27 protein-coding genes and 1 pseudogene are annotated in these 26,610 nt (G+C 32.6%); 21 read left to right on the forward strand and 7 right to left on the reverse strand.

What is annotated here, in order from left to right; genetic code table 11:
• Positions 1-50: 50 nt before the first annotated feature.
• The 14 genes from ACKI42_RS12640 to ACKI42_RS12705 all read left to right on the forward strand — a co-directional run bounded on the left by ACKI42_RS12640 (position 51) and on the right by ACKI42_RS12705 (position 14,843).
• The gene (locus ACKI42_RS12640; protein WP_407405941.1) at positions 51-1,979 is read left to right on the forward strand and encodes an LTA synthase family protein; all 1,929 of its coding nucleotides are present in this window, start codon (positions 51-53) and stop codon (positions 1,977-1,979) included.
• Between the two features lie 125 nt (positions 1,980-2,104).
• Positions 2,105-2,521 carry a DUF2147 domain-containing protein gene (locus ACKI42_RS12645; protein WP_407405942.1) on the forward strand — a complete coding sequence of 139 codons (417 nt, stop codon included), beginning with the start codon at positions 2,105-2,107 and terminating at the stop codon, positions 2,519-2,521.
• Positions 2,522-2,611: 90 nt separating this feature from the next.
• The gene (locus ACKI42_RS12650) at positions 2,612-3,112 is read left to right on the forward strand and encodes an RNA polymerase sigma factor (protein WP_407405943.1); all 501 of its coding nucleotides are present in this window, start codon (positions 2,612-2,614) and stop codon (positions 3,110-3,112) included.
• Complete coding sequence (locus ACKI42_RS12655; protein ID WP_407405944.1) at positions 3,113-3,724, forward strand: hypothetical protein; 612 nt, start codon at positions 3,113-3,115, stop codon at positions 3,722-3,724. It abuts the gene before it with no gap.
• 43 nt (positions 3,725-3,767) lie between these two features.
• Positions 3,768-4,751, forward strand: coding sequence for a pyruvate dehydrogenase complex E1 component subunit beta (locus ACKI42_RS12660; protein ID WP_407405945.1), 984 nt, complete (start codon positions 3,768-3,770; stop codon positions 4,749-4,751).
• A gap of 109 nt (positions 4,752-4,860) precedes the next feature.
• Complete coding sequence (locus tag ACKI42_RS12665) at positions 4,861-6,852, forward strand: KUP/HAK/KT family potassium transporter (protein ID WP_407405946.1); 1,992 nt, start codon at positions 4,861-4,863, stop codon at positions 6,850-6,852.
• Between the two features lie 79 nt (positions 6,853-6,931).
• A complete protein-coding gene (locus tag ACKI42_RS12670; RefSeq protein ID WP_407405947.1) occupies positions 6,932-7,408 on the forward strand; it encodes a Fur family transcriptional regulator in 477 nt (158 codons plus the stop codon).
• On the forward strand, positions 7,409-9,148 hold the full coding sequence (locus tag ACKI42_RS12675) for an OstA-like protein (RefSeq protein WP_407405948.1): 1,740 nt from the start codon (positions 7,409-7,411) through the stop codon (positions 9,146-9,148).
• Positions 9,149-9,641: 493 nt separating this feature from the next.
• Positions 9,642-10,538: a hypothetical protein gene (locus ACKI42_RS12680; protein WP_407405949.1), complete on the forward strand. Its 897-nt coding sequence runs from the start codon at positions 9,642-9,644 to the stop codon at positions 10,536-10,538.
• Positions 10,538-11,359 (forward strand): hypothetical protein, encoded by an 822-nt coding sequence (locus tag ACKI42_RS12685; protein ID WP_407405950.1) that lies wholly within the window; start codon positions 10,538-10,540, stop codon positions 11,357-11,359. The genes ACKI42_RS12680 and ACKI42_RS12685 overlap by 1 nt, the downstream gene beginning before the upstream one ends.
• Positions 11,360-11,367: 8 nt before the next feature.
• Entirely contained in the window at positions 11,368-12,144 is a 777-nt protein-coding gene (locus tag ACKI42_RS12690) for a hypothetical protein (protein ID WP_407405951.1), read from the forward strand.
• A 54-nt stretch (positions 12,145-12,198) separates the two neighbouring features.
• Entirely contained in the window at positions 12,199-13,374 is a 1,176-nt protein-coding gene (locus ACKI42_RS12695) for an aspartate aminotransferase family protein (protein ID WP_407405952.1), read from the forward strand.
• 191 nt (positions 13,375-13,565) lie between these two features.
• Positions 13,566-13,952, forward strand: coding sequence for an START-like domain-containing protein (locus tag ACKI42_RS12700; RefSeq protein WP_407405953.1), 387 nt, complete (start codon positions 13,566-13,568; stop codon positions 13,950-13,952).
• A 72-nt stretch (positions 13,953-14,024) separates the two neighbouring features.
• Entirely contained in the window at positions 14,025-14,843 is an 819-nt protein-coding gene (locus ACKI42_RS12705) for an aminotransferase class IV (protein ID WP_407405954.1), read from the forward strand.
• 71 nt (positions 14,844-14,914) lie between these two features.
• Here the strand turns inward: ACKI42_RS12705 and ACKI42_RS12710 are convergent.
• Together ACKI42_RS12710 and ACKI42_RS12715 are read right to left on the reverse strand one after the other, a co-directional pair.
• Positions 14,915-15,397, reverse strand: a pseudogene (locus ACKI42_RS12710) (N-acetylmuramoyl-L-alanine amidase).
• A 213-nt stretch (positions 15,398-15,610) separates the two neighbouring features.
• Complete coding sequence (locus ACKI42_RS12715) at positions 15,611-16,159, reverse strand: YqgE/AlgH family protein (RefSeq protein WP_407405955.1); 549 nt, start codon at positions 16,157-16,159, stop codon at positions 15,611-15,613.
• A 24-nt stretch (positions 16,160-16,183) separates the two neighbouring features.
• On the opposite strand from ACKI42_RS12715, the gene pdxH reads away from it, so the two are divergent.
• Complete coding sequence (pdxH, locus tag ACKI42_RS12720) at positions 16,184-16,825, forward strand: pyridoxamine 5'-phosphate oxidase (protein ID WP_407405956.1); 642 nt, start codon at positions 16,184-16,186, stop codon at positions 16,823-16,825.
• A gap of 66 nt (positions 16,826-16,891) precedes the next feature.
• On the opposite strand, the gene ACKI42_RS12725 is transcribed toward pdxH, so the two are convergent.
• A complete protein-coding gene (locus ACKI42_RS12725; RefSeq protein WP_407405957.1) occupies positions 16,892-17,182 on the reverse strand; it encodes an HU family DNA-binding protein in 291 nt (96 codons plus the stop codon).
• A gap of 403 nt (positions 17,183-17,585) precedes the next feature.
• On the opposite strand from ACKI42_RS12725, the gene panD reads away from it, so the two are divergent.
• Entirely contained in the window at positions 17,586-17,936 is a 351-nt protein-coding gene (gene panD, locus ACKI42_RS12730; RefSeq protein ID WP_407405958.1) for an aspartate 1-decarboxylase, read from the forward strand.
• Between the two features lie 3 nt (positions 17,937-17,939).
• Positions 17,940-18,962 carry a lysylphosphatidylglycerol synthase transmembrane domain-containing protein gene (locus tag ACKI42_RS12735; RefSeq protein WP_407405959.1) on the forward strand — a complete coding sequence of 341 codons (1,023 nt, stop codon included), beginning with the start codon at positions 17,940-17,942 and terminating at the stop codon, positions 18,960-18,962.
• Between the two features lie 423 nt (positions 18,963-19,385).
• On the opposite strand, the gene ACKI42_RS12740 is transcribed toward ACKI42_RS12735, so the two are convergent.
• The 3 genes from ACKI42_RS12740 to ACKI42_RS12750 form a co-directional block, all read right to left on the reverse strand.
• Positions 19,386-20,684 carry an Ig-like domain-containing protein gene (locus tag ACKI42_RS12740; RefSeq protein ID WP_407405960.1) on the reverse strand — a complete coding sequence of 433 codons (1,299 nt, stop codon included), beginning with the start codon at positions 20,682-20,684 and terminating at the stop codon, positions 19,386-19,388.
• 135 nt (positions 20,685-20,819) lie between these two features.
• Complete coding sequence (locus ACKI42_RS12745; RefSeq protein WP_407405961.1) at positions 20,820-21,347, reverse strand: DUF4136 domain-containing protein; 528 nt, start codon at positions 21,345-21,347, stop codon at positions 20,820-20,822.
• 1 nt (position 21,348) lies between these two features.
• Positions 21,349-21,531 (reverse strand): DUF5522 domain-containing protein, encoded by a 183-nt coding sequence (locus ACKI42_RS12750; protein ID WP_407405962.1) that lies wholly within the window; start codon positions 21,529-21,531, stop codon positions 21,349-21,351.
• Between the two features lie 31 nt (positions 21,532-21,562).
• Here ACKI42_RS12750 and ACKI42_RS12755 point away from each other — a divergent pair, with 31 nt between their 5' ends.
• The 4 genes from ACKI42_RS12755 to hemL all read left to right on the forward strand — a co-directional run bounded on the left by ACKI42_RS12755 (position 21,563) and on the right by hemL (position 25,322).
• Complete coding sequence (locus ACKI42_RS12755; protein WP_407405963.1) at positions 21,563-21,889, forward strand: hypothetical protein; 327 nt, start codon at positions 21,563-21,565, stop codon at positions 21,887-21,889.
• Positions 21,890-21,987: 98 nt separating this feature from the next.
• On the forward strand, positions 21,988-22,896 hold the full coding sequence (locus ACKI42_RS12760; RefSeq protein WP_407405964.1) for a 1-aminocyclopropane-1-carboxylate deaminase/D-cysteine desulfhydrase: 909 nt from the start codon (positions 21,988-21,990) through the stop codon (positions 22,894-22,896).
• 17 nt (positions 22,897-22,913) lie between these two features.
• The gene (locus ACKI42_RS12765) at positions 22,914-23,975 is read left to right on the forward strand and encodes a glucosaminidase domain-containing protein (RefSeq protein ID WP_407405965.1); all 1,062 of its coding nucleotides are present in this window, start codon (positions 22,914-22,916) and stop codon (positions 23,973-23,975) included.
• Positions 23,976-24,038: 63 nt separating this feature from the next.
• Positions 24,039-25,322 carry a glutamate-1-semialdehyde 2,1-aminomutase gene (gene hemL, locus ACKI42_RS12770; RefSeq protein ID WP_407405966.1) on the forward strand — a complete coding sequence of 428 codons (1,284 nt, stop codon included), beginning with the start codon at positions 24,039-24,041 and terminating at the stop codon, positions 25,320-25,322.
• Positions 25,323-25,404: 82 nt separating this feature from the next.
• On the opposite strand, the gene ACKI42_RS12775 is transcribed toward hemL, so the two are convergent.
• Entirely contained in the window at positions 25,405-26,598 is a 1,194-nt protein-coding gene (locus ACKI42_RS12775) for a hypothetical protein (protein ID WP_407405967.1), read from the reverse strand.
• Between the last annotated feature and the right edge of the window lie 12 nt (positions 26,599-26,610).

The following is a 26,610-nucleotide window of genomic DNA, read 5'->3' on the forward strand; positions in this document are numbered from 1 at the left end:
TTATTCTTATCAAAAATCACAATAATGCGAATTTGATGTAAATTTGTGCCATGAAATTTTTTAGAGAATTTAGAAAGCAAGAAATCTTAGTTTTAGGATACAGACTATTTCTAGCGTTTGTTTTTTATCAGTTGGCAAGACTTTTATTTTGGTTTTTCAATAAAGATATCATCAAGGTAGATAGCGTTTCTGACTATTTGAGTTTGGCTTATCATGGCACCGCGTTCGATACTACAGCTATTTTGTACGTGAATGCTTTGTTTATTTTATTGAGTTTGATTCCAATAATCATCAATACCAAACCTATTTTTCAAAAAGTATTGTTTTGGATCTATTTTGTAACCAATGGGATTGCTTATTCTATGAATTTTGGAGATTTTGTGTATTACAAATTTTCTCAATCTAGATTGACGTCTGCGGCTTTTCAAGTAGCACAACATGAATCTAATATCGGACAAGTTTTCTTGATTTCCGTTAAAGAACATCCGTTTGTATTAATTTGGTTTATTTTATCGCTAGCATCGTGGGTATTTTTATATAAAAAGATTAATATTGAAGAAAAAAAACCAGAAAAACTAATTCCCTATTTTGCTTTTTCAATTCTAAGTCTTTGTATTACAGCTATTTTAGTAATAGGAGGAATACGTGGAGATTTCAAACATAGTACAAGGCCCATCAATCTAGTGGATGCTAACAAATTTGTGAAAACCCCATTGCAAGGTAATATTGTACTCAATAGTACATTTTCTTTTTTCCGAACATTAGGAACCAACAATTTCAAGGAAGTACATTTTGTAGATGAAAAATTTATAGAAAATGAAATTCAACCTTACAAAATTTATGATCGTCAGGTAGAAGGGAAACCTAATATTGTAATTTTTATTGTTGAATCTTTTGGAAGAGAATATTCAGGTGCTTTCAATAAAGATAAAGTGATTAAAGATTATGTTTCTTACACTCCTTTTTTAGATAGTTTGGCGAACGAAAGTCTTATTTTCCCTAATACTTTTGCTAATGGAAGACAATCTATCCATGGGATGAGCAGTATTTTGGCTGGTATACCTAGCCTTACAGATGCGTTCACCAGTTCGCCCTATTCTAACCAGAAAATCCAATCTTTGGTTTCCGTGTGCAATGATATGGGCTATGATACTTCATTTTATCATGGTGCGCCCAATGGATCTATGGGATTTTTAGGTTTCGGAAATATTCTTGGATTTAAACATTATTATGGGAAAGATGAGTACAATAACGATAAAGATTTTGACGGAATGTGGGCCATTTGGGACGAGCCATTTATGCAATACTTTGCTAGAAATGTTGGGAAAACTCAACCGCTTATGGCAACTATTTTTACGGCATCTTCTCATCATCCTTTCAAAATTCCAGAAAAGTACAATGGAAAGTTCAAAAAAGGACATATTCCAATGCATGAGCCCATTCAATACACCGATTATGCGATAAAAAAGTATTTTGAAACGGCGAAAAAGCAACCTTGGTACAACAATACAATATTTGTTTTCACCGGAGACCATACCAACCAAGTTTATTATTCGGAATATGAAAAAGCCATGAATCGTTTTGCAGTTCCATTGGTATTTTATTCGCCGAATTCTAAGTATAATTTGAAAGGGATCAATAATGAGGAAGCACAACAAATTGACATTTATCCAACATTAGCAGATCTAATGGGTTACCACAAGAAAATAAGAAGTTGGGGAAGAAGTTTGGTGAGTGATAAGAAATATCCTTCTTTGATAGTAAATTCTGATTCTACCTCGGAGCAGTTTATCATTGGCAATTATATGTACCGTTTTGATGGGAAAGAAATCATTGGAGTGTACGATAAGACAGATTTGGGCTTTGAAAATAATTTGGTTTCAAAAATAAATAATGCGGAAGTTACCAAAGGTAAGATGCTCGCGAAGGCTTGGTATCAGGACTATATGGACAGAGTGATCAATAGAAAGCTCGATTAAAGGTGAAATTTGGACTATATGTATGCATTGTATAGTAAAATAGTTGGTTAGATAGGAAAATTATTTATATTTTTAACTTTAATAAAGTTTTATTATCAAATCGGTAACAATTAAATAAATTAACAATGAAAAAAATAGCAGCAACATTTGTACTTTCACTTTTTAGCATTATGTCATTCGCACAAATTGAAGGCAAATGGAAAACAATTGATGATGAAACTGGAAAACCAAAATCTATCGTAGAGATATACAAAAAATCGGATGGTAAGTATTATGGTAAAGTTCATCAATTGTTGATTAAACCAAGTAATAATAGTTGTGTAAATTGTAAAGATGACCGAAAAAATAAACCTTTAATTGGATTAGAAATTATACGGGGTCTTAAGAAAGAGGGAAATGAATTTGTAAATGGAACCATTACCAACCCTCAGGATGGGAAGAGTTATAAAACAGCATTGGTAAGAGAAGGAGATAAACTAAAGGTAAAAGCAATCATCATGGGAATCGCCATGAAAACGCAAACTTGGGAAAAAGTAAATTAATATTCACCTGATATTTTATTAAAAACACCTCATTGAGGTGTTTTTTTGTTTTTTATTGTAACGAATTTTTTTTTTTCCCACTTATAAAGTATGAAATCACAATTGGAGATAAAATTTATTAATGAAATCACCTTAAATCAAGGGATTATACACAAGATATGTAGAATATATACTGACAATAAAGACGATCATGAAGATCTTTTCCAAGAAATTACTATTCAATTGTGGAGGTCTTCTGGGAATTTTAGAGGAGAAGCTAAATTTTCAACTTGGATGTATAGAATTGCTTTAAATACTGCTATTTCATTGTTCAGGAGAAATAAAAAAGAAATTTCTGTCAATTCAGATATCGATATTTCTACCATAAAAATATCTCAGTCTGAGAAGGAAGAGAAAGAGGAAAGAATTAAAATAATGTACCAAGCTATACATCAACTTTCTGATATTGAAAAAGCTTTGATAATGTTGTTTTTGGAGGACAAATCCTATAGAGAAATAGGTGAGATTCTCGGAATTTCAGAAGGCAATGCTCGAGTGAAAATGAACAGAGCAAGAAATAATTTAAAAACCCTTATCTCAAAAATTAAATAAATGGACGATTTAGAATTACTAAAAAAAGATTGGGAAACCAATATAGGAGATTATAAGAAATTTTCAGAAGAGGAAGTTTATAAAATGATTCAGAAAAAATCAATTTCCATTTCGCATTTGCTTTTTGGAATTGGGTTATTCGAGATATTTATTTGGATGTCATTTGATTATTTTTATACTTTTAATTATCCAATTTCTCGTTATATTATTTTTATCATTTTTGTTGGATTAATGATTTATGGTTATTACAAAATTAGGACAGAAGACAATGTGAAAAAACTCATGAAGAATATTCTGAGATTGAGAAATTATGTAATCTTATACGTCATTTTAACATTAGGTATTATACTTTATGATATTTTAATAGACTTTGAAAGCCATGTTCATCACCTTTTAGCAGGATGGGAGTCTGCTGAAGAAGGCGTAAAATATTCTGTGAGTCCTGAAAATGTGACACCAAAATTTACGTCTTATTTAATGTTTGTATTAATGTCTTCGGCTTTTACCGGTATTCTAATATTAATTTACAAAAAAACGTACGGAAAACTTCTCAATAAACTTAAATTAAATTACACAGAGCTTACAAAGTTGGAAGAAAGTAATGCATTATAAAAGGAAAATAATTACTTTTGTAATATAAATTTTTCAAATAAATATGGCAGAATATACTTTTCGTGAGGTAATTGCACAAGCAATGAGCGAGGAAATGCGTAAAGACGAATCCATTTTTTTAATGGGAGAAGAGGTTGCAGAATATAATGGTGCATACAAAGCTTCTAAAGGAATGTTGGATGAGTTTGGTGCTAAAAGAGTGATCGATACACCCATTGCGGAACTAGGATTTACAGGGATTGCTGTAGGTGCTGCAATGAATGGAAATAGACCAATTGTGGAATATATGACATTTAACTTTGCATTAGTAGGTATCGACCAGATTATAAATAATGCAGCAAAAATCCGTCAGATGAGTGGAGGACAATGGAATTGCCCAATCGTTTTCCGTGGACCTACAGGTTCTGCAGGACAATTGGGAGCAACGCACTCTCAAGCATTCGAAAATTGGTTTGCCAATTGCCCAGGTCTTAAAGTGGTAGTACCGTCTAACCCTTATGACGCAAAAGGTTTATTAAAATCTGCAATTCAGGATAACGATCCAATCATCTTTATGGAATCTGAGCAAATGTATGGTGACAAAATGGAAATTCCGGAGGAAGAGTACTACTTGCCAATCGGGAAAGCAGATATCAAAAAAGAAGGAACTGATGTAACTTTGGTATCTTTCGGAAAAATCATGAAGTTGGCGATCCAAGCTGCTGAAGATTTAGAAAAAGAAGGAATCTCTGTAGAAGTTATTGACCTTAGAACCGTAAGACCATTAGATTTTGATACTGTTATTGCGTCAGTGAAAAAAACAAATAGATTGGTAATTCTAGAAGAAGCTTGGCCATTTGCCTCTATATCATCAGAAATTACTTATATGGTACAACAAAAAGCGTTCGACTATTTGGATGCTCCTATTAAAAGAATCACTACACCAGATGCTCCAGCTCCTTACTCAGCAGCTTTGTTTGCTGAATGGTTTCCAAAACTTGAAAAAGTAAAAGAAGAGATTAAAAAAGCAATGTACGTTAAATCATAGAAAAAAACTTCCGAAAGGAAGTTTTTTCATTTATTATATTCATCACTATTTATGCTCGAGGTGATAAATTTAGTATACATTTGCGCATTCAAAAAATTATAAAGCTAAAATGGCAGAAGTTACAGATGGAGGTCACCACATCAACCTTAAAAAACTATCATTCGTAGGAATTATCGTATCACTCGGAATTGTATTCGGAGATATTGGTACCTCACCTCTGTATGTGATGAAGGCTATTGTAAATGCTAGGAAACTAGGAGGGACAATGCCCTTTGATGAATATATAGAAGGCGCACTTTCGTGTATTATTTGGACGCTTACCTTACAAACGACCATAAAATACGTAATCATTGCTCTGCGTGCAGACAACAAGGGAGAAGGCGGAATATTAGCCTTATACTCATTAGTGAAAAAACTCAAAAAGAAATGGCTCTACATCATTGCCATTATCGGAGGTTCTACCTTGGTGGCAGATAGTGTTATTACTCCTTCTCTTACCGTAATGTCTGCTATAGAAGGGCTAAAAATATACAATCCCGAAACTCCTGTAGTATTCATTACGCTGATTATTTTATTTATTGTATTTGTAGTTCAGCAATTTGGTACAGCATCTATTGGTAAGTTTTTTGGTCCAATTATGGTCACTTGGTTTTTGGGACTAGGAATTTTCGGCACTGTTCACATTTTAGATCACTTAGAAATACTTAAAGCATTCAACCCAATGTATGCTTATAACCTGATTACGCATTCTCCAAGCGCAATTGTTATTATGGGAGCGGTGTTTTTGTGTACTACTGGTGCAGAAGCATTGTATTCTGACTTAGGACATTGTGGAGCGAAAAATATTAGAGTGAGCTGGATTTTTGTTAAAATAATGCTTATCCTTAATTATTTGGGACAAGGTGCATGGCTTCTTAATAATTATGAAAAAGTTTTTACAGGGGTCAATCCATTCTTCGGAATCATGCCAGAATGGGCAGTTTTACCAGCAGTAATCTTAGCAACATTAGCAGCAATTATAGCGAGTCAAGCAGTTATTACAGGATCTTTTACCATGTTTTCGGAAGCAATGTCTATTTCTTTCTGGCCCAACCAGCAAATTTCCTATCCCTCAGGGATCAAAGGACAAATGTATATTCCAAGAATCAACTGGGGGTTGATGGTATTATGCTTTGTGGTAGTAATCTTTTTCAAAGAATCTGAGAAGATGGAAGCTGCGTACGGACTTACCATTACCATCACAATGATGATGACTACCATTCTTCTTATCTATTGGCTGAGTAGGAGTAGGGTGAACAGGATTTTCATTATCGGTTTTGCAATTGTATATCTTACGTTAGAAATTGGATTTTTCTATGCTAATGTTCTCAAATTTGTAGATGGTGGTTGGCTAACAATGGTTTTAGGAGGCTTTATTGCAGTCTGTATGTATGCATGGTATAACGGTAGACTGATCAAAGCCCAATTTATTAATTTTGTTAAAATTAGCAAATACGTTTCAATTATTAAAGATATGAAACTGGATGAAACTATTCCGAAATATTGTACCAATTTAGCCTATCTAAGCAGAGCAAAAAGAAATGACGAAATAGAATCTAAGATTATTTATTCAATAATTAAAAAGCAGCCGAAAAGAGCCGATCATTACTTTATTCTGAGCATAGTAAACCAAGAAGATCCCTATACATTTAAATATACCATTGATGAAATTTTACCAGGAACAATCTATAAAGTGAATTTCTTGTTAGGTTTTAAAGTAGACCGTAGAATCAACGATTATTTCAATATGGTTCTGAAAGATCTCATGGCTGACGGAACGATACCATCACGTAGTAGCCATCCTTCATTGCGTGCGCACAATATTCCACCAGATTTAAAGTATGTAGTCATAGATAATACCTATATAAACGATATACTTTTAACCGTAAAACAGAAAATTACACTTAATATATATAATTTTGTGAAGTATATTGGAAGCGATGATTTCAAGGCTTGGGGGGTTAATGTGCACAACGTTGTTGTAGAATCTGCGCCACTTACTGAGGAAACAGTGAGTGTTAAAAAAATTGAACAAGCCGATTTTTTTCGTCATAATTTATAATTTTTAATAGTAGCATTGAATTCTAATCAATAGATTTTATTTAAATAAAATTCGATAAATTTGTAGTATATAATATTGAATGGATACTTTACAAAAAGAAAAAAATATAACTCTGATAAAAGACGTATTAAGAAATTATTTGCTAGAAAAGGGATTTCGTAATACGCCAGAACGCTATACTATTTTAGAAGAAATCTATGGTATGGAACATCATTTCAACGTAGATGATTTATATTTACTTATGATGCAGAAAAAATACCATGTATCTAAAGCAACTATCTATAATACAATAGAGATATTTTTGGATGCAGGTCTTATTCGTAAGCATCAATTTGGTGAAAAAACATTGACATCATCTTCCTACGAAAAATCTTATTTTGATAAGCAACACGATCACCTTGTTATTTATAAAAAAGATTCGGATAAAGAAATTGAGGAAATTATAGAGTTTTGTGATCCTAGAATACAAGGGATTAAAGAGGCTATAGAGTCAGCATTTGGAGTGAAAATCGCATCACACTCTCTGTACTTTTACGGTACTAAGAATGAGCAGTAGATGAGAAAGTTCTTATTTCTTTTTCTATTTTTTACCATAATTTCTTTTGCTCAGGAAACAAAAAACCCTGTGCAAAGAGATCCTTATTTGCAAAATACAAACAATGGGATACCTCAGAAATCTAATGTTAATAATACTGTAAGAATCATTAATGCTGATGAAATGAAGAAAGATACCAAATATGATGGTAACGAATATTTGGTAGGCAACGTTCAGATAGAACATCAAGGTTCTATTCTGAGTGCTGATGAGGTAGTAATCTATAGAGAGGAAAATTTTGTAAAAGCAATTGGTAATACAAGACTCTCGAATAGCGATGGATCTGTTATTACTGCAGCAGAAATGGAGTATGATGGGGTTACACAAAAGGGTGTTGCAAGAAAGAATGTAGTACTAAATGACTCTAAAGGGACCATTATAAAAACAGAAACCATGTACTATGACAGAGTTTCTAATAAAGCTTTTTATAATACTGGTGGAACGATAGATGATGGTAAAAGTGTTACTTATTCTAAAACTGGTACCTATTTGTTGACATCTAGAACTATAGATTTATCGGGTACCGTAAAAATAGATGACAAGGATTATACATTGGTAGGTGAAAATGTGGTCCAGAACCAAAATACCAATGTTGTAGATATCAACGGTTATACTACTATAACTAATAAGAAAAATCCTAAAAATAGAATTATTACCGAAATGGGTACTTACAATATGAATTCTAAAGAAGCTTTTCTTACCAAAAATTCTAGGATTTATTATAATGACAAGATCCTCACGGGAGACAATTTGTACTTTAATCAGATTACGGGATTCGGGACGGGTACAGGAAACGTAACTATAGATGATCCATTAGAAAAAAGATATATGAAGGGTGGTTATGGAGAAATTTTTGAGAAAAAAGATTCTGCAATGATGACCAAATCTCCATATGCTGTTAAAATTCTTGAGAAAGACTCCATCTATTTTGCGGCAGAGAAGATTCTTTCTTACCAAAAACAAGAATTACAATCTATCAAGAAAACGTTTCTAAGAGCTTACAAGAAAGCCAGAATTTATAAATCTAATGCTCAGGCAAGAGCAGATTCTATTGCGTTCAACGAAACTGATGGTGTAATGCATATGTACACTGCGCCAATCTTGTGGAGTGGAGAAAAGCAAGTAACTGGTGATAAAGTGGAAGTATACATAAATACAGAAACTAAAAATATAGACTCTCTTAAAGTTCTAGGTAATGCTTTCGCTATTAGTAAGGCAGATTCTCTTACCAATAAGGATGAATTCAACCAAGTGAAAGGCAAACTGATGTCTGTGTATTATGAAGACAAACAAATAAAGGAAATCAAAGTAATTGGCAATGCACAAGCTATTACATATGTTGATGAGCAAAATGAAAAAACAAAAGAAAATGTAAGAACTGGTATTGCACTCACTTCTTGTGGTATTATTGGCGCTTTATTTGAGGAGCAACGTTTAAACGTAATTTCTTGTTCTATCGGAGCTGCATCAACTTTATATCCAATGAGTAAAATTGCTCCAGAGCAAAAGAAATTTCCAGAATTTAATTGGAACACCAAAGATCGTATCAGGAAATGGCAGGACATTATGGTAGATACACCAGATTATCCTGAAATCGAATACGAGGCAGATGATGAGCTTTATAATAATGCTCAAGACGTCATTAATAAAGCTCGAGAAAAAGAAGAAGCTAAGAAGCCTAAAAGGGTAAAAAAACAATAATTAAAAATAGATCTATGAAAGCATAGGTCTATTTTTTTTTGCGAATATTTGCGATAATCTATTATTTGAATTTTATACTATATTATTTTCTATTTCTATTTAAAATATTCATTAAAAATCCAATATTAACAATTTAATATCTAGTTATATAATATATAAAGAATTTGTTAAATGTGTAGTTAGTAGTTTCAAATTTTTTAATTAGAATACAATAGATGTCGTTAATTCTATAAAGTGCTAATTGTGTGGGGTTAAACCGTTAAATTAGAGGGGGAATCTTTATATATATGACGTAATTTATTTATAATTAATACAAATAATAATTTTCGTGTTTATTTTATCGCATTATTTACGGTGTTGTTAATGGAGAAAATAAAAATTTTAACTAAATATTTATCATTTTTTTTCTGAAATTGTAAAAATTATAAATAATTAAATAATTTTAAGGATATTATATTAAAATTATTACCTTTTGCTTATTAATAATCAAATTATGTGGATAAAAATAACAGCATTCTTAATTATATTTTGTTCTCTGAAATTTTATGCGCAAGTAGGGATTTCGAAAGACATGAGCTTTCGTCCAGATTCTAGAGCACAATTGCATGTAAAGCAAGATAATGAAGCGGTAAGATTACCAAGGGTAAATAATTCAACATTATTGCCAACTTCCGCCTTGGGAACCACAGTGGATGGAACCCAGGGGTCAATTATTTTCGATAAGGAAACAGGAAGTATTATAGAAAGTGATGGTACAACTTGGAAAATATCGGATAAGATCGTAAGTGCTATGAAATCCAATAGAATAGCAAGATTCGTGAGAAGTGGCAATAGCACAACAGATTGTGGATCTTGTGCAATTTGTGCGTTACAAAATAAAACCTGTGCTAATGCTGATGTTAACTTTACTACTTCAAGTCCTAGTTTTAACGATGTGTCTACCTCAATTAGCTTAGGTTCAGGTACCAGTAATATTATCAATATTCTAGAAAGCGGTTTATATCGCGTCACATTTAGTAGTGGTCCAATTGAAGTGAATACTGCATTATGTCTTGGTGTCAGTATAAATTTATACTCAAGATTAGATTTAGAGGTGAGTTCATTAGCAGATACTACATTTAGACCGATTAATAAAACTGTTAATAATAGTTCTAGTGGAGCTTTGTCAGTAGCATCATTAGCGCCCTTTGCAATTGATGTAGGGCAAACTTTAGCATTTACCTATGTAGGAACTTTTAATGCTGGAGATAAGGTGAGATTGAAATTTTATGGCAATCAAAATTTCGGTACTGGTGCTTGTACTAGCGGACTTGGTTCCTTAAACTTTATTATGAATTCTACAGGATCTGCAAATTCAGAAATTATCATTGAAAAAATAAATATGCAATAATGAGAACACTCTATATTTTTGGATTATTGTTGATGCAACAATTTTTCTTTTCGCAGGTTTTTATAGGAGCAACTACGGCTAACAATAAAAATATTATAAAAATACTCGATGGAAGTAAAGGAGTGATTCTTACTTCGGCGAATGCTTATACAAGTTTTCCTAAATATGTATCTACTGATAAGGATTTGTTTAGTGATTATGCTAATTTAAATGGAAGTGTAATTTATAATAAAGATGATGATCAGTATTATAAATATGATGGATATTCTTGGAACCCTTCTAGACAGCTTCAAGGTATTTTTCATAAAAAAGCTTCACGTCTGGGAGTGTCTAGTGGATTATCTATTCCTTGTATTTCGTTTGGAATTGGTTTTTGTTTTTCAACTAGCGTACCTACTTTTTTGAAAGCTGATGATAGAAATGAAATTCTTATAGATCATTTAGGGCTTAAAAATTCAAGTACATTTACTGTGAAACAGTCAGGTCTTTATGATGTAGGTGTTTCTTTAGGTTTTTCTGGAGGAAGTTTTGGTTTTCAAGCAGGGCTTACTGAGTTTAAAATAACTTTACAAGCCAAATATCCTTTATCGTCAGAATGGCAATCTATCGTTTCTAAAACCAACTATTCTCTGGTTTTTATAATAGATACAGGTGGTGATAAAACCTCGAGCTTTTCTCAAACAGTCACTCTGCCTGCGGGTACGGAATTAAGAGTGGTACCACAAATAGCCTCTAATAGTCTTTCTGGTGGTTCTTTATCAGCTTATACAACTAATACCGACTCACTCTATTCTTTTATGGTTCTTCGCTTAATTAAATAATACTTATTATGAAATTACTTATATGTTTAATTGGAGTTTTATTGCATGGAAGTCTTTTGAATGCTCAAGTTACTTTTACAAATTCTACAACTAATAATATTGTTCCTGCTGATCAGATTATGGTTTATATTGATAACGCATCAGAAACAACAAATATTAAAGGGTTTGGTCTACCAACTGTAGCAACGCTTATAGATTTACCTTATACAGGATCAAATGCTCCCTTAACAAAGATTGAAGCGCTTCGAGGAATGCTTATGTTTGTAAGAAGTACAGGTGAGGCCATGGTTTTTGATGGTTTAGTATGGACAAAAGCTTTCGAGGTAGAAGCTGACAATATTTCAAGATTTAGAATCAATAGTGTTTCAACAACCACGGGTACAGTTTTACTACCAATTAATAATACAATAGATAAAACTAATTATTTAGCAGATCCGTTGAAATTGAAAACGAATGTGCTCACTACAAGTCCAAATATTAATCGTTTGTATATACGTCAAACTGGATTGTATAGAGTTAATGTAAGTCTTAATTTAACTAATGGAAGTGGTGGAGTTTTTAGCAGTAGACTAGGAGCTACAATGTTCGTAAATGATTCCAAAAGATTTCAATTGTTAGAAACTATAGCAAATTATGATGCTAATAATAACAAAGTTAATTTGGATTTTACAGTATATGCAAAACAAGGCGATTATTTAACACTAGAAACTTTGTCAGAAATTGGAGGTTCTGCTAGTTTTACGGTAAGTAATAATAGTTTCGTAACTGTAGAAAAAATATTATAATTGCGCTTAGGATAATATTTTTTTTAGCTTTGCCTAAATTTATTTCTCAAAAGAATGCAAGAAGATTTTTTTAAATATCAGGCACAAACCACGCAATTTGCAGCTGGTTTTGAAGTGGAAAAAGCCAAAGGAAGTTATATTTTTGGTAAGAATGGCAAAAAATATTTAGATTTTGTAGCAGGCGTTTCGGCAAATACATTGGGACATTCTCATCCGAAAATTGTAAATGCGATAAAAGAACAAGCAGATCAGTATCTTCATGTGATGGTTTACGGAGAGTACGCCCAAGAAAAACCCGTAGCTTTATGTAAACTTTTGGCGGAAGCAACTCCAGATCCTTTAGAAATTACCTATTTGGTGAATAGTGGGGCAGAAGCTATAGATGGTAGTTTGAAATTGGCAAAAAGATACACCGGAAGAGAAGAAATTGTGTCTTTCAAAAACTCCTATCATGGGAATACTCACGGAGCACTCAGTGTTTCCGGAAATGAATATCATAAGAGAGAATTCAGACCCTTGTTGCCAATGGTCTCATTTATTGAATTCAATAATGAGAAAGATTTCGATCAAATTACTGAAAAAACAGCTTGTGTAATCCTTGAAACGATACAAGGAGCGGCGGGATTTCTAGTGCCAGATGATAATTACTTATTGAATCTAAAAAAGAGGTGTGAGGAAGTAGGAGCGTTGCTAATATTAGACGAAATACAACCTGGATTCGGTAGAACAGGGAAGTTATTTTCGTTTGAGCATTTCGGGATTGTACCCGATATTCTGGTGATGGGAAAAGGAATGGGTGGAGGAGTGCCAGTAGGTGCATTCATGAGTTCTAGAAAGATAATGGAAACTCTATCCCATTCCCCAAAACTAGGACATATCACCACATTTGGAGGTAATCCTCTTATAGCCGCAGCTTCTCATGCAACATTAAAGGAAGTACTCGAAAGTGGTTTGATGAATGAAGTGCTAGCAAAAGAAGAACTATTCAGGTCCTTATTGGTGCATCCAAAAATTAAAAACATCAATGGAAAAGGTTTGATGTTGGCTGTTAATTTAGAAGACCCAAATTATACATTAGATGTGGCTAAAAGATGCATGGATAAAGGTCTAATAGTGTTTTGGCAATTGTATAGGAATGAATATTTAAGAATTTCTCCACCGCTTACAATTTCTAAGGAAGAAATTATAGAAGGCTGCAACATTATTCTTGAAGTACTTAACGAGAATTAAAATTTTATCATAAATCATTTACCTCTTTTGTTGGAAAAGAGGTAAATGATAATATACAAAGAAATTGGGAAATGTAAAAAATAATATCAATATTTCTGATAAATATCATTCATATTGCCTAAAAATGTAGGTGGAATTTTGTGTTATGAAAAAATTAATTTATATATTGCGTGACGTTAAAAATAAGTTATATGGCTAAACATAAAGTCCATTACGAATTCCCAATGCATTGTCTTTCAGAGATTTTGTACGAATACTTGGCAAGTGCAGAGGGATTGTCTGAATGGTTTGCAGATGATGTGATAGAAAAGGGGGACGATTTCTTTTTTAGTTGGGGTGGAGGACCAGAAGAGAAAGCAACTCTTATAAGATATAAACCTGAAGGGTTCGTTCGTTTCAGATGGGAAGAGGATGAAGGAACAAAAAATTTCTTTGAAATGACCATTACTATCGATGATATTACTGAAGACCTAGCTCTTAATATTACAGATTTTTGCGAAGAAGGAGACGAGGAAGAAAACGCTTTATATTGGGAAAACCTAATAGAAAACCTTAGAATAAAATTGGGAGCTTCTTAGTAATTACTAGAAGCAGCCTACTTAATGGTAAAACTGATGAACGATTTATCGTTCATTATTTTTTTATAAACAATGACAACTTTGGAAAATACATATTTTACTTCTCAAGATTTAAAACTAAAAAATAGAGCATTTCTAATGGGAGATGCTGTGAAGGTTTCTTTTTTTATTAGAAACTCATCTTTAATAATGGATGAAGAATGCTATTTCTTTATGATGGCATCCATGAGGAAAATGAGAATGCATATACCTCTTACTTATACTTTAGAATATTTTCAAAATATTTTTAATGAAAATGTAATACAAAAAGCAGGGATCTCAAACGGTATTATAAATTTCCTTGTTTTCAGAAACTCTGATGCCATCACTTTGTCTAAATCTTCGGTTTCTTATTACTATGACGTATTAGAAATGAATGATGTTTTATCACTTCATAATCGTCCATTGGAGCTCGATTTGATCAAAGAAATAAATGTAAATAGTAATCTTCTAAGTAATATTAGAGTTCATTGTCCGGAAAATATCTATGCAGAGATTTATGCTCAAGAAAATGATTTGGATGAGGTGATTTTGCTTAACCCTAACAAAAGAATTGCCCGTTCTACTACTGGTAATTTATTATTTTTGGATGGCAACATTATTAAGGTGCCAAAGCAGACAGAAGGTGCTTACATTTCACCATTAATGGAGAATTTTATCACCTATTTGCACAAAAATAATTTGGCTGATATCCAAGAACATGAAATTATTGCTTTCGAGTCTCAAAAATCAGAAGAAATCTTATTAATTTCAGAAGAGAAAGGGATTTTCTCGGTAGGAAAAATTAGAAATAAACCTTTTGGAAATTCTCGTTTTCAAGAGATGATACAAAGCTGGAAAAGCAGCTTCTAATAATTGACAAACCCGATAAACAACATAATGGTCCTTTATCGGGTTTTATTCTGATACGCTCAGAAAATTTTTTATATAAATGAATATTTTTCTGTGATAACTTCTACCAATTTTTGCGCTATTTCTTTTTGTGCGGCTTCAGTTTTCAAATAATCTCGATCTTCTTTATTGCTGATAAAACCTAATTCTACCAAAACTGCTGTAGATTTGGATTCTCTCAAAATATGCATATTTTCTTCAGAAATCTTATTAGCTCCCAATTTTTTAGAAATTTTTTCAGCTAAAGCTTTTGAAGCGTCTGTTTTTTGAGTGTATATTTTTACTCCTTTTTTATTACTATCATTTCCTGGTGAACTATTCAGGTGTAAAGAAAGTACCATCTCAGGATTCAGTTTGTTGATCATCGCAGATCTTTCTCCTAAAGAAGGATAAGAATCAGAATCTCAAGTTAGAATAATCTGATAGTCACTGTATGGACTGCTCAATTCTTTTATCTGTGAGGCAACTCCCATTACGATATCTTTTTCAGCGATACCCTCTCGTATTGCACCCATATCTGTACCGCCATGACCAGCATCAATCACGATTTTTTTTTTGCTGTGGGCGAAAAAGATAAAGCTGCAGTAGTTGCAAGAGATAAAACGAGTAATTTAATAGCTTTCATATATTAGTATTTTGGTGATACAATAACGTGAAAATGTTGTAAAAAATTACATAACAAATACTTAAAGTTTGTTAAAGTTACTTTTAGAAATAAAAACTTACTACTAGTTTAAAGAAATATCTTCGGGTGCATTGGCCCATAACAGAAATTCTCCTCCCAAGTTTTGCATAATGTTACGCCACAAAGTTTGGTCGTTGGGTAGGGTGTAATCTATATTGTAAAGATCCACTACCGTCCAAAGTTTCCTTTTTACTTCTCTATCTAGTTGTTGCGATGACCAACCTGAATATCCTGAGAAAATCTTTAGGTTTTCTATATTTATTTGGCTGTTCATTATTTTACTAATGATTATTTCTATATCTTCAGTTAGATAATAATCCTCATTAATTTCAGTGTATGAGTCGGATACCTTTTCACCTTTTATAATAAAAAATACTTTTTCATTATCTACAGGACCACCATCGTAAACTTCAATTTTAAAATCGAAAAAATTCTCGAATTTTTTACTCATTCTGGTATTTTTTTTATTCAAAATTAATCCAAATGCGCCATTTTCATCATGCTCAATGATCAGCACAACCGATCGTGAAAAAAGATCTCCAGATATATCTGGTGTGGAGATTAATATTTTACCTTTGTATGAGTAATTCATACTCAAATTTAATAAAAATTATTAATGGAAAACCTTCACAATAATAGAAAAGTCTACGAAAAATCTCAACTAATTGAAAGTGAGATTAAAGAAAATCCGATAGAGCAATTTAGAGATTGGTTTTTGGATGCTACACAGAATTCAGCGGTGGCTGAAGCCAATGCTATGGCGGTTTCAACGGTAGAAAATGACGGATGTCCACGTACAAGAATGGTTTTGCTGAAGGAGTACAATTTTGAAGGATTTGTATTTTATACCAACTACAATAGCAGAAAAGGACTGGCTATAGAGAATACGCAAAAAGCATGTTTGCATTTCTTTTGGCCAAGCCTAGAAAGACAAATAATTATAAAAGCAAATTTGGAGAGGATTGCGCCCAACCTTAGCGATGGATATTTTCATTCTCGTCCCAAGGGGAGCCAGCTAGGAGCTGTAGTTTCACCCCAAAGCCAAGTTATTCCAAATAGAAGCCTTTTAGAAAATAAATTAAAAGAATTGGAGCAACAATATGAAAATTCTGAAGTACCAAGACCCGAAAATTGGGGTGGATACATTGCGAAACCTTACGAGATAGAATTTTGGCAGGGTAGACCCAATAGACTTCACGATAGATTGATCTATCAATTGGAGAATTTGGATTGGAAAATATCTAGATTAGCTCCGTAAATTAGATACAAAAAGCAAAAAACCTCGTATTAATACGAGGTTTTTTTATTTTAAAGTAAAATAAAATTATTTTTTCTTAACACCAGATACAGCTGTTGCCAAATCTGCTCCTGCTTTAAACTTAGCTACTTTCTTAGCAGCAATTTTGATTGGTTTTTTTGTCGCAGGATTGATTCCTTGTCTTGCAGCTCTTTCAGATACAGAGAAAGTACCGAAACCTACCAGAGAAACTTTACCGTCTTTTGTTTTCAATGTAGCAGTTACATTAGAGATAAAAGATTCTAAAGCAGCTTTAGCTGCAACTTTAGTGATGCTAGCGTCTTTTGAGATTGCATCGATTAGTTCTGATTTGTTCATAATTTTTTTTATATTAAATGTTAGTTATTTAGATGTAAGACAAATATAAAACAATTTTCAAATTACACAAATTATTTATTAATAATTGTAAATAAATTTATATTATCCCGAATTCTGGTGATAAGTCGTAATTTTAATAATTGCCAAAAATATAGGTTTCGTGAATCTAAAATCATGCCAACTCCTTGTCTGTATTGACTTTTACAAATATAAGATTTGAAAATTAATAATTATTAAATCGTTAATCTGGTACTTAGGTGTAATTATATTTCAAATATGCTTATGAACTTCCTAATTAAACTTGTAATACTTTGTTTCTTTGGTAATTATAAAGAGGGCAACCTATTGCTTTAAAAATTGATTTTAAAATGATTTTATAAAATTTTATTAATAAATTTGCACCATGTTAATAGAAGTATTTAAATCTAAGATTCATAGAGTAAGAGTAACGGCATCTGACCTTAATTATATAGGAAGTATTACCATAGATGAAGATCTAATAGATGCTGCAGGACTTGTAGTAGGAGAGCGCGTATACATCGTGAATGTAAACAACGGTGAGCGTTTTGATACCTACGTTATCAAAGGAAAGAGAAAATCGGGTGAAGTGTGCCTTAATGGTCCAGCGGCTAGAAAAGTACAGCGTGATGATATTATTATCATTATTGCGTATGCACAGATGACGCCAGAGGAAGCCAACCAATTTCAACCCAAAATTGTTTTTCCAGACGAACAGACTAATCTTCTTACCTAATCTATGGATAACAAACCTTCTAATCCTCTAAAGACAATTGTTACCATCGTAATATCTTTGGCTTTTGCAGGATTTTTTTTGTGGCTTGCCCTGAAAGATTTTGACGTCAAAGTTGTAAAGAAATCATTGGCGAAAGCCAATTATATATGGGTTTTATTTGCAGCAGTATTCGGTGTACTAGCTTATTGGTTTAGAGCGATTAGATGGAATCTTCTACTAGAGCCTATGGGATATAAAATTTCTAATGCTAATGCATTCTGGACGATTTCTTTTGGATATCTAATGAATCTTACCATTCCCAGGAGTGGTGAAGTTGCAAGAGCAACAGCTTTGTATGGTGTAGAAAGAGTGCCTGTAGACAAATCTTTTGGTACAATTATCCTAGAAAGAGTAGTAGATTTAGTTTGTATGATGGGATTTTTGGGACTGACGCTTATATTTAAGTATGATGTAATTGTTTCTTTTTTCAAAAATTCTAAAATTGAAATAAATCCTACAAAAATCATCATTTTAATAGTAGCTATGATTGCTGCGGTAAGTTCTTTTTTTATATTTAAAAATAAATTAGCAAAAGTACCAGGATTAGCTAAAATAATCGGAGTAATAGATGGCATTATGCAAGGTCTTACTTCAATTTTAAGGCTAAAACAAAAAGGAAAATTTATATTGTACACATTAGGCATCTGGGTTAGCTATTTTATGGCAGCCTACCTAGTTTGTTTTGCACTACCCGAAACTTCAGATTTCACTATTGCAGACGGATTTTTCATCATCGTGGTAGGAACATTAGGGATGATAATTCCTGCAAGTGGAGGTATTGGTGCTTTTAATCTGGCAATAAAATATGGTTTTATGGCATTATTCCTTTCTATGGGGAAAAGTGCAGAGTTAGGTGGCGAAATTGGTCTTACTTATTCGTTTATATCGTTACCGATGCAAATCGTGATTATGCTTACCACAGGATTGCTTTCTATCCCAATGTTGGCTAAAGCAAGAAATGATTTAAGCAAAAATTCAAATCTATAAAAAAATATTTAAATAAAACAACGGCTGAAAATTAGTGTATTATCAGCCTTTTTTGTTGATTATTGGCGCTAATTTCTCTGTAAATCGCCATTTTATTATCAATTACAACTCAATGGATTTTGTAATCTGAACTTATATTCTCGAAATATTTCTCCCATAAAAATGAGTTTTTGATGAGCATCTTCATATTTTAGCTTAAAATGTTAAAATCCTCATTTAGAAGCACTTGGGATGCCCTCCCGGATGCTTCGGACTGCCGCCCGTAGTCTTCGGACGACCACTTTAAAGCTTCGGACTTCTACTTTTAGTATACTGAACGTTGCATTGCTATCTCTTATTTCTACCTTATTACTTATGAATACAAATTACAAGGTGATGAGAGCTATTTTGGGTTAGATGGTGTAGTAGGAATATCAAGTAAGATTATTTTGTTTTAAATTGGATACTATATTTATCATCTTTTAATGGGTAACCATCTTTGGATTTGAATCCTTTGTTATTAATGATGAATTCGTAGTTTTTATTCGGTTTTAAATCTATTAAGAGAACCAATGTTGTATCATTATTTTCATACCCTTTAATTTTTGTAATTGGGAAATATTCTTTGCCTTTTTCCGATAAACTAATAGAGAAATTTTTAGTATCCATTTGCTTAGAAAAGGTTATCCTAAGCTCTTTTATTGATGGATCTACCGCTTGAGCATTATTTTTAAAAGGATCTATTTTAGTTATCATTGGTAAATTTTTATTATATTCTTTTATAATTTTATTTTTATCAATTTTTTCGCTAAAGAATTTAGATTTTATTAGAAAATGTTCTACATCTTGGTCGTCATTATAATTAAGTTCTATAATATCTTTTATAGCTTCAGATTTATTTTCAGAGTTTTGATAATACGATTTGCAAATTTCATATCCAACAAAATAGCCTAAATCTGGATTTTCAGTTTTTTTACTTCCATTATACAACCAATTGTTCAAGTTGGCAGAAAACATTTCTTTTCGAAAAGAATCTTTTATCTCCGCTAGGCGCCTTCTACCGTAATTAAGGTACTGCGTTTGTATAGGTTTATCCAAAGCTAATTGAGCTATAAAATCGCAAGAGCCTTCTTTTATGCTTTGGTTTAATACTCTATTATTTCCTCCATTTTGTTGAGTATGAATATATTCATGAATATTTAGGTAAACAATATTGTCTAAAGATTGCTTTTCAAAGGTATTTTTCAACCAACTATTCTCGAATTCAGAAACATCCACGGTTGAATTACCAGTTGCAATTTCAGCACCTACAAGAACTTTATTTCCATCTACAGTTCCTCCAGAACGCAATCCACCAATGGTAAAATACATTTCTGCATCCTTTAGATTTGGATATAGTTTTTTAAGCTTTTCTACAGCAAGATTGAGTTCAGTTGTTTTATTTTTTATTTCTAAAGTATGTGGTCTTACCGAATTCCAAAATTTGGGATAATCTTTTATCAGTTGAACATAAAGACTGTCATTATAATTTCTAGCTTTCATAAAGGCATGCAGTCCTTTTGTACCTGGTTCGATATATAATGTATTGATGAATTGTATGTTTTTGTGGAAGTCTTTAGACTTCTGAATACTATCATACGCAGTCCAAAAATTATCAATATCTGAAGTGTAAATTTTATTTGAGTTTTGTGAATACACACTGGTAATCAAAAAAGTAAATATAAATGTACAAAATGTTTTCATCTATTATTTTTTAAAATGGTAACGGCTAAATTAGAAGTATTATTTTAAAGATTTAAATTTTTAAATTAATTTTAAACAAAAAAAATCCGCTCCACAAATAAGTGAGAACGGATAAGATTATCATTTTGTGTAAGATTATTTTTTCATATTCGGAGGATAATTAGCCATAATTTCTGCCATTATCTGAGGGATCTGCTTTTGTTTAGACTTCGGAGAATCTACAGAGATTCCGCTTCCTATCCCTTGCCATACCAATTTGTTGCTTTTCGCTTCTATCATGTCCACAATTACAGCACCTTCGTTATAGTTGCTAGACCAAGTTCTGTTCATCCCGATTCCCCAACCAAAGCCTCCGCCCCAGCCATACATCCCATAGGGGCTACTCTGGTTAATATCAGTTACTTTTTTGTGGTTTGCTTTTACATTGATAATCAAATCTGGGTTTTCTCCAGAAGACAAACCTTTAGATTGAAGTTGCTTAGAAAGCTCATTCAGAACTCTATCTTTATCAATATCATTTAGTTTTAAATCGTCTACTCTAAGTTTGTAAGTTTTGTAAGAAGTAAAACTAGCGGTATCAGCATAATCTGAACGCACTTGGAAAGGACTACAAGATGACAAACCTAAAGTTGCAGCGAGTAAAATAAAAATATATTTTTTCATTCTATTTATTTTTTTTTAATGGTTTAATGAAAGTATCTGTCTTTTTATCATATCCATAGGGGCAATGTTTGCATCCACTTTTACAGCAATGTCCTCTTTTGAGATGAAATTTTTCTGTAAAAACCTTATAACCTTGCTCATTATAGTAAAAGTCTTCATTTTCTTTGATATCAAATAGTGCCATAAGTTAAAACAAAACTTTTATATTTGTTATTATGATTGTTGTGTGTCAAAAGTTTCTCAAAAATACAAAAATAAATGGCATTACGCTATTTCCATTTATTATCCTTAGAAATGCTAAAGATAAACAGAATAAGGTACTCATCAACCACGAAAAGATACATATCAGACAGCAATTGGAGCTGTTTATTATCTTTTTTTATCTTTGGTACGTAATAGAATATTATTATCATTTGGTAAAAATAAAAGATGCACACAAGGCTTACAGAGCTATCTCTTTCGAGCGTGAAGCCTATGCTAACGAAGGCAATCTCAATTATCTAAAAAATAGAAAACTGCTAAGTTTCAGGAAATACCTTTAACTCTTTTTAATTGCTATTAAATGATCATTAAACTTGAGTTTATAAATGTTTTTTTGGCCTAATTTTGTCTTTTCAAATTTAAAATTTTCAATACCTGCATGATTTTACCTATTCCACAAAATTCAATTCCTATTCAGAAGATAAAAGTTGAAAATGATATAGAGATTTTCATGAAAAGAGAAGATCTTGTACATCCTCAGATTTCGGGTAATAAATATTGGAAATTATTTCATAATGTGAATTCTTATTTAAGTTTGAACCTTTTTCAACCTAAAATCATTACTTTTGGCGGTGCTTTTTCTAATCATATTGCTGCGGTTTCAGCCGTAGGGAAACTTTCTGGAACATCTACGTTAGGTGTTATTAGAGGTGAAGAACTACTAGATAGATGGCAAGAAAATCCTACTTTACAATTTGCTTCAAAAAACGGTATGGAATTTCGTTTTGTTACGCGAGAAGAGTATCGTGATAAAAATAAATTAGCTCAAAAGCTAGAACAAGAATTTCCAGATGCTATCATAATACCAGAAGGAGGAACCAATGAAGATGCCGTGCAAGGGGTGAAAATGATGCTGAATAATGATACAAAAGATTTTGATTATCTTTGCACCGCAGTAGGGACAGGTGGTACCATTGCAGGGATATCGAAATATTGTGAAGATAATCAGCAGGTTATTGGTTTTAAAGTGGTGAGAGATGATTCTTTGGACTATACTATATTAGCTTTAAGCAATCGGAATAATTTTATTCTAAAAGACGCATCTTATGGAGGTTATGGTAGAATAAGCGATGAGATCATTCAGTTTACTAATGAATTTAAGGCTCTGTACCATATTCCGCTAGAACCTGTTTATACGGCAAAAATGATAAAGAAGGTATTCCAAATGGTTGATCAGAAAGAATTTCCTAAAGGAAGTAAAGTTTTATGCTTTCATACAGGAGGTTTGCAAGGAATTGGAGGCGCCAATTTGATGCTTAAAAAACAAAATAGACAAATACTAATTTAACATAATAATTGAAAAACATGAAAAGACTTTTTTTATTCGTAAGCCTTTTAGTTTTATCAAAATTTTCTGCTCAGACTTGGACTACAGAAGAACAGTATATTCAGAAATTTGCGACATACGCAGTGGAGGAGATGGAAAAATATAAAATTCCTGCTTCTATTACTTTGGCACAGGGACTTCTAGAAACGGGCGGTGGACAAAGCAGATTGGCTTTGGAAGGTAAAAATCATTTCGGGATAAAATGTAAGGAAAATTGGACGGGTAAAACAATGAAACACACTGATGATGCACCAAATGAGTGTTTCCGTGTATATGATGATCCCAGACAATCTTATGAAGATCACTCTATATTTCTTGCGACTAGAAAATATTACACGAATTTGTTTTCTTTGGACATGAAAGATTATAAAGCATGGGCTCATGGGTTGAAAAAAGCAGGATATGCTACTAACCCCCGTTATGCATCTATTCTTATTGGGAAAATAGAGCGTCATCGATTGTATGAATTCGATCATGTAAATTCTAAAGAAGTTGCTTTTGCATTGCTAAAAAAATATCCGAATTTACAAGAGGATAAAGGTTTTATCGCTCAGGTTGAGTCTATAAAAAATAAGAGAAAAGAAAAAGAGAAAGAACTAGTAGTAAAAGCTCCGGCGAAGGCTCCAGTATATGCACAAGCTACGCCTAAAGTAGCTAAAGCAAAAACTAAACAACAACTTTTAAATTCTATCTTAATAAAAAGTCATCCTAATGGTGGCCTGAAATATATTGTTATACCAGAAGATACTGATCTTCTATTTATTGCTAAAAAATTCAAGATTAGTGAAGGCAAACTGATTAAGTGGAATGAACTAGAAGGAGAATCGTTAGCAAAAAATGATATTATCTTTTTAGAATCCAAAAACTCTGAAGGAAATTCAGCTTTATATAAAGCTGAAAACGGAGAAAAGATGCATGATATCGCTCAGAAATTCGGTATAAAACTCAATAAGCTTTATTCTAAAAATCGTATGGACGAGGGAAGCCATCCAACTCCTGGACAAATGATTTATCTCATTGATAAAAAACCAAGAAATTAATATTGGTTGTGGGTTTAGTGTATGATTAAATAATCTAAGCTTTCAACTTTTAACTTATAAAAAATGAAATACCAAAGAAGTTCAGCTTTATTTGATGAAGCTTACCAATACATCCCTGGAGGAGTAAATTCTCCGGTACGTGCATTTAAATCTGTAGGAGGTGTTCCTGTTTTTATGAAATCTGCAAAAGGAGCTATACTTACAGATGCAGATGATAATACCTATGTAGACTATATCAACTCTTGGGGACCAGCTATTTTGGGGCATACTCATCCTGAAGTTTTAGAAGAGCTTAAAATGCAAGCTGAAAAAGGTTTTTCTTTCGGTGCTCCTACAGAATTGGAAACGGAAATTGCAAAATATATCGTTTCCAACGTGCCAAATATCGACCAAATAAGAATGGTTTCTTCTGGAACAGAGGCTTGTATGAGTGCTATACGTTTGGCGAGAGGTTTCACAGGTAGAGACAAATTCATCAAATTTGAAGGTTGTTACCACGGACATTCAGATTCGTTTTTAATAAAAGCGGGGAGTGGTGCAGCCACTTTTGGTAACCCAAATTCTCCAGGAGTTACAGAAGGTACAGCAAAGGATACTTTGTTGGCTAGATATAATGATATGGAGCAAGTAAGAGATTTGTTCAGACATAATGAAGGACAAATTGCAGCTATCATTGTAGAGCCTGTAGCGGGTAATATGGGTTGTGTGCTTCCTGAAAACAATTTTCTACAAAACTTAAGACAAGTTTGTGACGAAAATGGCGCTTTGCTTATTTTTGATGAGGTAATGACTGGTTTTAGGTTAGCTTTTGGTGGTGCACAAGAATTGTATAATGTGAAAGCCGATTTGGTAACGTATGGTAAAGTGATCGGTGGAGGACTTCCAGTGGGGGCTTTTGCAGGAAGAAACGAAATTATGGATCATTTGGCGCCAAAAGGTGGTGTTTACCAAGCTGGAACACTTAGTGGAAATCCTTTGGCAATGAGAGCAGGTTTGAAAACTTTGCAAATCATAAAAAAAGATGAAAAATTCTTCGAGAGAATTAATAAAACAACAGAAACTTTAGATTTCGAAATTGGTAAAATTTTAAATGAAAAAGGTATCGCACACAGAATCAACAGAAAAGGATCTATGATGTCTATTTTCTTCCACATCAATGCGGTTTCAAATTTTGATGAGGCGCAACAAGCCAATCATTCACTATTTAATAATTTCTTCCATCAGATGCTAACCAATGGTATTTATCTTCCACCAAGTGGATATGAAACGTATTTCATCAGTGATGCGATAAAAGATAAAGAAATTGATATGACTTTAGAAGCTGTAAGAAAATTTCAGTATTCTTAATTAAATGATATTCTTAAAAATTAAATCCCCTTCAAAGAAAATTTGAAGGGGATTTTTAATTAAAACTACTATTCTGAAATTATTATTGCAAAGCTGTAAGAAGGTTTACGCCATCTACTGTTGCCCAAGCACCAGCAGGAAGAGAAACCTTGGTTACTGTAGTTGTATTGCTAAATGTTTTTGCACCATTCGGATTGTAAGCATATCCCCAAACTCCTGGTTGGTCAGAATTAAGATACGTTAAAGGATTTACAACAATTTTTCCAGTGTTTACTTGGCTTGTTTCTGTTGCAGCATCCTGAATTAAGACTGCATATGATTTTTGTGTGCCAATATTTTTGTAACCACTAATATATACATTCGAGAAAATTCCTGTTCCTTGCTTTTTAAATTGAATTGCAGAAATTTCTGGAGAATTTGCCGCTTCAGGATTTGTATTCGCATTTCTAATTAATGTGATATTAGATATTTTTGGAGCAACATTGTCTGCATTACTAGAAGCTTCTATCTCCATCCCAAAATTTCCTGTACCCGTTTGGAAAGCAAACCAATTGGTATTGTTTTGTCCGCTCCAAGCATCTTGCCAATCAAAAGAATCGTCATAATTACCGTAAGAAATAATGTTTTTGGCACTTACAGTGCCTCCGAAAAATTCGTAACCATCATCGGTACCTTTATATGAAACTAGATTTTCTAAAGTAGTTCCTGCTCCTACAGCATAGAAAGTCATAGAATTGGTCTCAGAAGTACCATCACCAATTTTTTTACCAGCATATTCTACTCTTACAAATTTCATCGTACCCGAGTTAGAATTGGCATCATTTCCTCCGTAATACACGTTATTTCCATCTTCAGAAAGAGCAGAAGTATTTCCGTTTACTGCTTTTATTGGTGCAGAACCGTAAATTGTAATTCCTCCCCAATCTCCAGGCGTTTTTGTGGAAGTAGTAAATACAATTGGCTCAGAAACTGATCCTACAGCGTTTATTTTACCATCTTGTAATATTACTAAACCACTTGTAGTAGAAGTATCTATTGTAAATGTTGCTCCAGGCTCAATTGTTAGGGTAGCGCCTCCAGTTACTTTTACAATACCTTTTAAAGTATAATTCCCTTTTTTGAAGGTAATATCATTTTTTATTTCACCTTTTAGCTCTGTATTGGATGGCTGTACGTTAACAGTTTCAAAACCATCATTAACTTCGATTGTACAAGAGTTCAAAGTAAGTCCAAGTACCAAAGTAAATGCGCTAAGTGTTAAAAAAGTTTTTTTCATTTTATATGTAGA

It is taken from the genome of Chryseobacterium sp. (assembly GCF_045629545.1).
Classification (GTDB): Bacteria; Bacteroidota; Bacteroidia; order Flavobacteriales; family Weeksellaceae; genus Chryseobacterium.

Excerpts from the sequence above, each read along its gene's own strand:
- ACKI42_RS12640 (WP_407405941.1), top strand. The coding sequence starts at position 51 with ATGAAATTTTTTAGAGAATTTAGAAAGCAAGAAATCTTAGTTTTAGGA.
- ACKI42_RS12645 (WP_407405942.1), top strand. The coding sequence starts at position 2,105 with ATGAAAAAAATAGCAGCAACATTTGTACTTTCACTTTTTAGCATTATG.
- ACKI42_RS12650 (WP_407405943.1), top strand. The coding sequence starts at position 2,612 with ATGAAATCACAATTGGAGATAAAATTTATTAATGAAATCACCTTAAAT.
- ACKI42_RS12655 (WP_407405944.1), top strand. The coding sequence starts at position 3,113 with ATGGACGATTTAGAATTACTAAAAAAAGATTGGGAAACCAATATAGGA.
- ACKI42_RS12660 (WP_407405945.1), top strand. The coding sequence starts at position 3,768 with ATGGCAGAATATACTTTTCGTGAGGTAATTGCACAAGCAATGAGCGAG.
- ACKI42_RS12665 (WP_407405946.1), top strand. The coding sequence starts at position 4,861 with ATGGCAGAAGTTACAGATGGAGGTCACCACATCAACCTTAAAAAACTA.
- ACKI42_RS12670 (WP_407405947.1), top strand. The coding sequence starts at position 6,932 with ATGGATACTTTACAAAAAGAAAAAAATATAACTCTGATAAAAGACGTA.
- ACKI42_RS12675 (WP_407405948.1), top strand. The coding sequence starts at position 7,409 with ATGAGAAAGTTCTTATTTCTTTTTCTATTTTTTACCATAATTTCTTTT.
- ACKI42_RS12680 (WP_407405949.1), top strand. The coding sequence starts at position 9,642 with ATGTGGATAAAAATAACAGCATTCTTAATTATATTTTGTTCTCTGAAA.
- ACKI42_RS12685 (WP_407405950.1), top strand. The coding sequence starts at position 10,538 with ATGAGAACACTCTATATTTTTGGATTATTGTTGATGCAACAATTTTTC.
- ACKI42_RS12690 (WP_407405951.1), top strand. The coding sequence starts at position 11,368 with ATGAAATTACTTATATGTTTAATTGGAGTTTTATTGCATGGAAGTCTT.
- ACKI42_RS12695 (WP_407405952.1), top strand. The coding sequence starts at position 12,199 with ATGCAAGAAGATTTTTTTAAATATCAGGCACAAACCACGCAATTTGCA.
- ACKI42_RS12700 (WP_407405953.1), top strand. The coding sequence starts at position 13,566 with ATGGCTAAACATAAAGTCCATTACGAATTCCCAATGCATTGTCTTTCA.
- ACKI42_RS12705 (WP_407405954.1), top strand. The coding sequence starts at position 14,025 with ATGACAACTTTGGAAAATACATATTTTACTTCTCAAGATTTAAAACTA.
- ACKI42_RS12715 (WP_407405955.1), bottom strand. The coding sequence starts at position 16,159 with ATGAATTACTCATACAAAGGTAAAATATTAATCTCCACACCAGATATA.
- pdxH (WP_407405956.1), top strand. The coding sequence starts at position 16,184 with ATGGAAAACCTTCACAATAATAGAAAAGTCTACGAAAAATCTCAACTA.
- ACKI42_RS12725 (WP_407405957.1), bottom strand. The coding sequence starts at position 17,182 with ATGAACAAATCAGAACTAATCGATGCAATCTCAAAAGACGCTAGCATC.
- panD (WP_407405958.1), top strand. The coding sequence starts at position 17,586 with ATGTTAATAGAAGTATTTAAATCTAAGATTCATAGAGTAAGAGTAACG.
- ACKI42_RS12735 (WP_407405959.1), top strand. The coding sequence starts at position 17,940 with ATGGATAACAAACCTTCTAATCCTCTAAAGACAATTGTTACCATCGTA.
- ACKI42_RS12740 (WP_407405960.1), bottom strand. The coding sequence starts at position 20,684 with ATGAAAACATTTTGTACATTTATATTTACTTTTTTGATTACCAGTGTG.
- ACKI42_RS12745 (WP_407405961.1), bottom strand. The coding sequence starts at position 21,347 with ATGAAAAAATATATTTTTATTTTACTCGCTGCAACTTTAGGTTTGTCA.
- ACKI42_RS12750 (WP_407405962.1), bottom strand. The coding sequence starts at position 21,531 with ATGGCACTATTTGATATCAAAGAAAATGAAGACTTTTACTATAATGAG.
- ACKI42_RS12755 (WP_407405963.1), top strand. The coding sequence starts at position 21,563 with ATGATTGTTGTGTGTCAAAAGTTTCTCAAAAATACAAAAATAAATGGC.
- ACKI42_RS12760 (WP_407405964.1), top strand. The coding sequence starts at position 21,988 with ATGATTTTACCTATTCCACAAAATTCAATTCCTATTCAGAAGATAAAA.
- ACKI42_RS12765 (WP_407405965.1), top strand. The coding sequence starts at position 22,914 with ATGAAAAGACTTTTTTTATTCGTAAGCCTTTTAGTTTTATCAAAATTT.
- hemL (WP_407405966.1), top strand. The coding sequence starts at position 24,039 with ATGAAATACCAAAGAAGTTCAGCTTTATTTGATGAAGCTTACCAATAC.
- ACKI42_RS12775 (WP_407405967.1), bottom strand. The coding sequence starts at position 26,598 with ATGAAAAAAACTTTTTTAACACTTAGCGCATTTACTTTGGTACTTGGA.